A 7,566-nucleotide genomic window follows, 5' to 3' on the forward strand; every position below is an offset into this window, starting at 1 on the left:
TCCCGAACCCCCACCGTCACCCTCGCCGCATGAATGGGACCCACACCCCCAAAACCGACAGCGCGGGATTGACGAACGACATAGAGGCACCCCCCCAGGGATTCATGATCCGCTTCAACGAACTCAACGTCAACGCCAGCGTCCGCAGCGACGGCCTCCACGCGACCGAGACGGTCGGCTGGATCGCGTCCACCGTGTAGCAGGCTGCCGCGGATCTCGCTGCAGGGCTGTTCGGCCGGATGCCGGGCAGCCCTTCCTGTCTCTGCGTTGGCGGGTGCGAGGTGCCAGATGTCGTGTGTCCGGCCGGGCAGGTCGCCGTGCCGGCCACTCAGCCGATGCGGAAACCGCCGTTCGTGAAGCCTCGTTGGTGAGCATCCGCATCGGGCGCCATGAACTGTCCGATACCAAGTGTGAACTCATGCAACCACTGGCTGCCTCGGCTTCCTCGGTAGGGCCGGCGCCGAGGCGGAGCCGCGAACCGGGCACCGCGCTCATCAACGGCCGTGCCAATCTCGCTGCCGGTTTCACTGGGCAGGCAGGCGCACTGAATAGATGGACGGTGTGTCGAGACTGCGGGAGACGAGCATGGCACCGGTCACCGCAAGCAGCAGAGGAACCATCAGGGCATCGACGGTGCGGGTGAGTTCCAGCATCAGTACGACAGCGGCGACGGGTGCCTGCATGGCGGCGGCGAGGACGGCCGCGGCACCGATGACCGCGAAGCCGGCGGCAGGCCCGGGCCAGAGATGCGCCCACCCCTGCCCGGCGAGAGAACCCAGCAGGGCACCGGTAGCGATGGTGGGAGTGAAGAGCCCGCCGCTGGCCCCACTGCCCAGACTCCCGGCAGTGGCGATCGGCTTGAGGAGGAGCAGGGCCACCAGTGTGGGGGCGGCGAGTTGCGCGCCGAAGGTGAGCTGGACAATGTCCTGGCCATTGCCGAGCAGTTGCGGATACGGGACAGCCAGCGCGCCGACCGCGGTGAACACCAGCAGTGGAGCCACCAGCTGTCGCCGTCCTGTTGGCCGGTGTTCGTGCGTGGTGCGGATCAACCGCACCCAGCCGACGGACAGCAGGCCGGCGAGTGGGCCGATCAGCACGGCGAAGACGGTCAGAGAGGCGGACAAGGGCACTTCCGGCAGCTGGTAGGTGGGTCCGGTGGGCAGAATCGTCCAGGAGACGGCGGTGGCGATGCAGGACGTGGCCAGGGCGGGCAGGGCCAGCCGCAGCGCCAGAACACCGAGCATCACCTCAAGCGTCAGCAGTGTTCCGCCCAGCGGAACGTTGTACACACAGGCCATGCCGGCACCAGCGCCGCAGGCGGCGAGCAGCCTGCGATGCGCGGTGTCGATGCGGGCCCAGTCGGACAGACGGGAGGCCAGGGCCGCACCGGCGAGCCGTGGCGCCGCCTCTCGTCCCAGCGACGCTCCCATGCCCACGATCACCACGGACAACACGGCGGTGCCCAGGCTCCGCCGCAGCGGCAGGTGCCCCTCGTCCCGCCACAGCGCTGTGCTCACTTCGGAGCTGCCGGGCCCCGCCCACCACCGCAGCAGCCACCAGCCCGCCCCGGCCAGGGCCCCGGCGGCGGCCAGGGCCACCACTCGTCGAGACGCACCGGCCTGCTCGACCGCGGTCAGGAAACTTCCCGCCTCGTAGCCATAGGTCAGGTGGGCCGCTGCGTGCAGCAACGCCATCAGCGCGGCACCCGCGAGCCCCGCCATCACACCGGTGGCCACTACCAGTACCCAAAAGCGCGCAGAAAGCGCGGGAACATCCACCGGTGCGACGAGGTTCGGCTGCTCCACCGCCCCCGTCCCGTCGAACTGCCCGGCCTCGTCCCGTCGGCGGTCACCGCTTTGTCCACCGTCCATCGCGCGCCCTTCCCCGGGAAACCGGCCGCCACTCGGCTCTCGCCGGACATCGTCTCCCGTCCGGCCGCTCTCGCAGGGACTTGGCTCGCGTGTCCCGCCGCCGCACGCGATCGGCGCCGGACGTCCCCAACGCCTGTACCGCCATCCGATTGCACATTGCCCTGTGCGTCCACTGGACCGGCCCGGCTCTCGTTGTGCAGGGGGATACCGGACGCGGAGGCGTGGCGATGTACTGGAACGCACAGTGGGTACGAGACGCCCTGGTGACCGGCATGGACCTTGTGGTCACAGCCGGTCTGATCACCGGTGCCGTGCTTCTGCACCACCGCTGGCTCGCGGCGGTCGGGGGTGTGTGGGCGGTGCTGGCCCTGCGGCAGGGCCAGCTGATCACGCGAGCACGCAGACGATCGATGAGAACGCTGAACAGCCCGTCCTCGACCCGGGACCGTCCACACCTCTGAGCACGCTTCGAGGTCATCTCCCAGCACCGGGCCGTCGAGCGGTCGTCGGCCGAATGACGAACCACCGCAGTCCCGCTCAGACCCCGCTTCGGCGCGGGTCTCGATGACGGCGAGTTGGCTTGCGCTGTTCCGGGGCACGTTGTGATCGCGGGCGACCGGAACCGGCTCGGCGCTCTCGACGCGAAGTGCTGTCACGGTCGTCTTCACTGCGGGCCGTACAGTGCCCGCCGGCACGAGGACCAGCAGCATCGGAATCGGTCGTCAAGTCCGTGATCACCGGGCCTGCTCGACACGGGCTTCGGCATCTGTTGGCTCGTCGGCAGCGTTGTTCTGGGAGTGCTGTACAGCTACAGTTCTCCGTCGCGGCGCAAATTGCCGCGCTGCTGCTGGCTACACGCAGGAGCCGAACGGCGACGAAGCGCTGATCGGAGCGCTCGGACCATCAGATGAGCCGTATGCCAGTGCGGCGTGCTGCCGTGCGGTGAACCGAAGGTCACCTGCCCCGGGGTGCTCATGTCACCGACCGGACGGAACGTGAGCTGGGGCGGTCGGTGTCGCCCTCTGGGGCCCTGTCTTGCTGATCGAGCGGGACCGCGCGACGATTGAGTGCATACGGCGATGGGACTCACCGCAACCGCGGACTTGGCCACCGACGGCTTGTGTATCCGATGCGCGCCCCTGGCAGGTGCACTTGAGGACGTAGGTGAGCCATGCCGCGAAGTGATCCTGCCCAGCTCACGGAGACCCCTCTCCTCCACGGCCTCTCCTCCACGGCCTCTCCTCCACGGCCTTTCGGCCATCGGCGGGTCGAACGTCGCCGCCGTGCTCGCCGACAACCGCGGCCAGCGGAACGCGCGGCTCAGCTGTTTCCGCAAACTTCTCGCCGAAGGCGGCAAGCGGCGCACCAACCCAGCCCCTACCTGATGACCGTGCCGCGCTGCCGTGCCTGCGAAGAGGAGCGCACAGCCGTACACCGGCAGGTGGTGCTGCTCACTGCCCGGCTTCACAACCCCGTACGTGCCGGTGAGTACAGGCACACGCACGGCCTCTGCCCGCGCCACGCCCGAATTGGCAGGGTGCGTGGGCGACCCCTGTACATGAGGTGCGACGTCGGCCGGATCGATCAGCACGCCCGTTTCTTCCTCAGCCTCGCGGATCAGCGCCTCGCGGACATCTTCGCCGTCCTCTGTGTGCCCGGACGGAAGATGCCAGAGGCCGGCTGCGTAGACCGAACCGGCCCGGCGCGAAAGCAGCACCTCCGGCCCCGTCCCACTGTCACGGCGCAGGATCAGGTGGACGTCCAGTGGCTCGGTCGTGTCCAGCGGGTGTGGACGTCTTCGAGTTCGGTCCACACCTTGCGGCACGGCGACGCGCGCGTCCACCACCTCGACGATTCCGCGTAGCGAGGAAAACTCCAAGACCGACGACCTCACAGGTGCCACACCAGTCGTCTTCACCGGCGGCCGCCAGTGCGGGCATGCCTACGGCGATTGCGGCCTCCCCTTTTCGGTGGACTTTGGGCGCGAACCGGAAGGGCGGTGGGGTGTCAGATCTGCTGACGGGTGGTGTCGAATCCGTGGTGCAGGTAGAGGGTGGTGTCGTGGGTCAGGGCGTGGGAGCAGGCGTGCAGGCGACGGGCCATGTGCGGGGCCAGGAGGGCGCGCCACTGGTTTGGGGAGGCCAGCTGCCATTCGGTGAGCTCGTCGGTGTCGAGATGAACCCGCGTCTGCGCTTCGTGCTCGATGATCGGGCCCCCGTCGAAGAGGTAGTTGGCCAGCGGGGGTCGGCCGTCGGGCTGTTGCGGTACCCAGTCGACGACCAGTAGGCGGCCCGGGGTGATGTCGAAGCCGAGCTCTTCCTTGATCTCGCGTTGGACTGCTTGCCGCGGGTCCTCGCCTATGTCCAGTCCGCCACCGGGGATCTCCCAAGTGCAGTTGCGGTAGGACGGCTTGACCAGGAGAATGCGGCCGGCGGCGTCGTGGAAGATCGCCCCGGCTCCAGCAATGTGCTTGGGCAGGGAGGCGTAGTACGCGGCGGGAGACAGGTGCGCGGTGCTCATGGAGCGGGACGCTATCCGCGCCACCGCATGACCTGGCGAGCATCATCGGACTGGCACGAAACGGTGACAAACCGGTGTGATACTCACTCCAGGGGTGCGGCCTGGTTCCCGGCGCCCGCCGCGTCGGCACACCCCTGCTGTGCGGCCCGCACCACGAAGAAGTGGACGGCCCACCGCGACCAGTACCCCGTCGAGGTGCTGGAGGGCTGGAAGCGCGCACGCGAGGCCGACGGCCTGGACGCCTTGGCGGGCCTGGGGAGACCTCGCCAAGAGCAAGCTCGGCGGAATGATCGCCGAGGCCCAGAGCGAGCTTCTCGACCGCGTGGTACCCGCGCTGGACGAGTTCGCCAAGACGGCTCCCGAAATCGCCGTCCTCATCCGGACCCTTCTCGACGAACTGGCCGACCCGAGGATCCATGGTTTCGGGATCTCAGAGGACGGGATCCACACGCTCCACACCTCCTCGGGGGCACTCGCCAATCTGGAGGACAACGCCGGGATGCTTCTGGACGCGGCCGAGTCCCTGGTGAATCTCCCGGACTGGATCACCGCGCTAAAACGTGCCGCCTCCGAGGCCAGGAGCGCGGCAAGTGCTTTGGAGGACGCCCGCTCCAGCTGAAGCACGCTCCTGGCCGCATGGACTACGCGAAGGCCAGTTGGCGAAAGGCGTTGCGGATGTCCGTCAGCGGCTGGCAGTCGCGGGTGTAGTAGATCCTGTTGGTCAGCAGGACCGCCCACCGGTCCTGTGTGGGGGAGATCCACATGCCGGTGCCGGTGAAGCCGTAGTGGACCCAGACGTCCTCCTCGTCGGTGGTGCCGGGGGCCGGGTGCCAGAACAGGCCGCGCTCGGGCTCAAGGCCCCCGGTCTGGAGGGTCAGCGAGTACGCGGTCCACTCGGCGCCGAACCCGGCCTCGGCGGGGGCGGTGGCGGGGTCGAGCATGTAGCGCAGGAAGCTGGAAAGGTCGGCAGCGGTGGTGAAGGCGCCGGCGATGCCGCACACCCCGCCCAGCAGACGGGCGGAGAAGTCGTGGGCGGTGCCCTTGAGCCGGGTGCCGGTGGCGTCGTCGAGTTCGGTGGGCGCGCACTCCGTGGCGATCGTCGGGGACAAGGGGCCGAAGCGGGTGGCGTCCATGCTCAGTGGGCGCCAGGTCCGCTCGGCGGTGAGCTGGTCCAGGGGCTTGCCGGAAAGGTGTTCGGCGAGGTAGCCGAGGATGAGCGCGGCCCGGTCGGTGTACTCGACGGCTTCGCCGGGCGGCCGGTTGAGGGCCTCGTGCAGCACTCCGGACCGGATGGCCTGTGGGACGAAGCCGTAGAGATTCTTCAGCTGGGCCCGCAGCGGGAGGCCGGCGGTGTGGGTCAGCAGCTGGCGGGCGGTCACCGCACCGAGCGGAAGGTTGGCTGTCTCGTCCCAGAAGGTGCCGAGCGGAGCGTCGAGGTCGAGGACGCTGTCCTCCCACAGGGCCCCGATGGACGGCCACACGGCGAGGATCTTGGTGAGGCTGGCGGCGTCGAAGTAGGTGTCGATCCGCATCTTCCAGTGCGGCTCGTCGGGGTCCAAGGCCCCGGTGGCGCCGGAGGCACGGACTCGAGCGGTGTCGCCGACGGCCCACACGGCGCCGGGGTAGACCTTGTCGCGGACGCCTTCGTTCAGGAGGGCTTCGATGCGGTCGGTGCGGTACGTCATGGTCTCCCTGTTCGCCGTCGCTATCCCGCCGGTCAGCGTAGTGACGTAGGCGGCCTGGGCGGTGCGGTGGCGCGGTGCCCCGGCGGCCGTGCCGCCGGGGCCGGGTGGTGAGGGCCAGTTCAGACGAGCTGGCGGCCGACTTTGTCCAGGGACCGGGCGGTCGCGGAGAGGGGGTAGCGGGCGGCATCGGTGTACCCGGCCTGCCGCAGGGCGGGAAGCAGGCCCGGGGCGGTCTGCAGCCGCTGGATCTCCCGGGCGAGGGCGGCGGTGTGGGAGAAGTCGGTGGCCACCCCGGAGGCGGTCAGGACCTCGTTCAGGCCCGGAACGGGCTGGTAAAGGACGGGCAGCCCACACGCCTGGGCTTCCAGGGCGACCAGGTCCATGGCTTCCAGGGCGGTCGAGGGCATCACCAGCACGTCGTGCTCGGTGAACGCCCTCCACAGCTGCGGGCGCCGCAGCCAGCCGAGGTAGCGGGCCCGGACGCCGGACCGCTGCAGGAGCGGGGCGAGGGCATGGAACTGAGCCCTGGGGCGGCGATGGACAGCTCGACCCCGTGATCGGGGCCAGGCTCCTGACCAGGGACTCGGCTCCCTTCTCGGCCGTGAGCCGTCCCGCGTACAGCAGTCGCAGGTGGCTCGTCGAGGTGCGGGGTGGCCGGGTGGGCGGGGAGGTCAGGAGGCGGTCGTGGATGCCCTACGGGATGTGGACGATCTTGCGGCGGTCGGTCTGCGGGGCGAGCTTGAGCAAGCGGTCGGCTATCGCTTCGGTGGGCACGACGATGGCGTCGGCGGCCCGCGCGGTCTCGCGCAGAACCTGGTGCTGGTCGCGGTGGGCTTCGGCGAAGAGAAGATCGGTGCGAGGACCAGGGCGATCCTGGGATGCGCGGGCAGGGCCCGCATCAAGGCGGGGTGGCGCCGAAGGCGAGGTGCTGCAGGTGCAGGACGTCGATCCGGGAGGCATCGATCGCGGACCGAAGGGACGTCCGCAGGGCCGCGACGTAGCGGGGGAAGGCCGGTCCCTCCAGGCACCTTCCGACCGTGGCCAGCAGCTCGAGTCCGGCCGGGAGGGACGGCCTGGGCCCTGGTGGGCGAGCATGAACGCCCGTGCAGGCAGGACAGGACTGGCGCCGGTCAGCGCCGGCGAGCAGGACTGCCTGGAGATCGCCACGCCCCCCTGAGCACTGCACGCCGCGACTCGAAGCGCAAGTCCGGCCCGACGCTGACCTTCACGCCGACAAGGTTCACCGCATTCGCCAGGTTCGCCGAGACACTCGACATCTGACCAGATGACAGAGAAGGCCCGCATCCCTCGATGCCGCTTGTCGCCGAGCGGGGGTATGCCTGGGGCGCGGTGAGCTGTCGCGCACGACACCTGCCCGGCGAGCATCGCGGGGCGGGTGTCGTGCGGGTGTGGTTCAGGCCGGGGTGATGTTCTCCGCCTGGGGGCCCTTCTGGCCCTGGGTGACGTCGAAATTCACCTTCTGGCCTTCC

General features: G+C 69.5%; 8 protein-coding genes and 2 pseudogenes. 4 read left to right on the forward strand and 6 right to left on the reverse strand.

The window, feature by feature from the left end; translation table 11 throughout:
• The first annotated feature begins 29 nt into the window (after nt 1-29).
• Nucleotides 30-200: a hypothetical protein gene (locus ABZ826_RS38400; protein WP_361459105.1), complete on the forward strand. Its 171-nt coding sequence runs from the start codon at nt 30-32 to the stop codon at nt 198-200.
• Between the two features lie 324 nt (nt 201-524).
• Here ABZ826_RS38400 and ABZ826_RS38405 read toward each other — a convergent pair whose 3' ends face one another.
• Entirely contained in the window at nt 525-1,871 is a 1,347-nt protein-coding gene (locus ABZ826_RS38405) for a chloride channel protein (RefSeq protein WP_361459107.1), read from the reverse strand.
• Nucleotides 1,872-2,098: 227 nt separating this feature from the next.
• Here ABZ826_RS38405 and ABZ826_RS38410 point away from each other — a divergent pair, with 227 nt between their 5' ends.
• Entirely contained in the window at nt 2,099-2,332 is a 234-nt protein-coding gene (locus tag ABZ826_RS38410; protein WP_361459109.1) for a hypothetical protein, read from the forward strand.
• Between the two features lie 1,106 nt (nt 2,333-3,438).
• Here the strand turns inward: ABZ826_RS38410 and ABZ826_RS38415 are convergent.
• Together ABZ826_RS38415 and ABZ826_RS38420 are read right to left on the reverse strand one after the other, a co-directional pair.
• Nucleotides 3,439-3,645, reverse strand: a pseudogene (locus ABZ826_RS38415) (NUDIX domain-containing protein); the annotation flags it as partial.
• A 233-nt stretch (nt 3,646-3,878) separates the two neighbouring features.
• Nucleotides 3,879-4,391 (reverse strand): NUDIX hydrolase, encoded by a 513-nt coding sequence (locus ABZ826_RS38420; RefSeq protein ID WP_361459111.1) that lies wholly within the window; start codon nt 4,389-4,391, stop codon nt 3,879-3,881.
• A gap of 286 nt (nt 4,392-4,677) precedes the next feature.
• Here ABZ826_RS38420 and ABZ826_RS38425 point away from each other — a divergent pair, with 286 nt between their 5' ends.
• Nucleotides 4,678-5,010 carry a hypothetical protein gene (locus ABZ826_RS38425; protein WP_361459113.1) on the forward strand — a complete coding sequence of 111 codons (333 nt, stop codon included), beginning with the start codon at nt 4,678-4,680 and terminating at the stop codon, nt 5,008-5,010.
• A gap of 22 nt (nt 5,011-5,032) precedes the next feature.
• Here the strand turns inward: ABZ826_RS38425 and ABZ826_RS38430 are convergent, their stop codons facing one another.
• Nucleotides 5,033-6,076, reverse strand: coding sequence for a serine hydrolase domain-containing protein (locus tag ABZ826_RS38430; protein WP_361459115.1), 1,044 nt, complete (start codon nt 6,074-6,076; stop codon nt 5,033-5,035).
• 119 nt (nt 6,077-6,195) lie between these two features.
• Nucleotides 6,196-7,207: pseudogene (locus tag ABZ826_RS38435) on the reverse strand (glycosyltransferase family 4 protein); the annotation flags it as partial.
• A 42-nt stretch (nt 7,208-7,249) separates the two neighbouring features.
• On the opposite strand from ABZ826_RS38435, the gene ABZ826_RS38440 reads away from it, so the two are divergent.
• Nucleotides 7,250-7,357, forward strand: a complete 108-nt coding sequence (locus ABZ826_RS38440) for a DUF397 domain-containing protein (RefSeq protein WP_361459117.1) — start codon at nt 7,250-7,252, stop codon at nt 7,355-7,357.
• A 133-nt stretch (nt 7,358-7,490) separates the two neighbouring features.
• On the opposite strand, the gene ABZ826_RS38445 is transcribed toward ABZ826_RS38440, so the two are convergent.
• The coding region (locus ABZ826_RS38445; protein ID WP_361459119.1) for a cold shock domain-containing protein at nt 7,491-7,566 on the reverse strand (76 nt) is incomplete at its 5' end.

It is taken from the genome of Streptomyces sp. NPDC047515, from assembly GCF_040643055.1.
GTDB lineage: Bacteria > Actinomycetota > Actinomycetes > Streptomycetales > Streptomycetaceae > Streptomyces.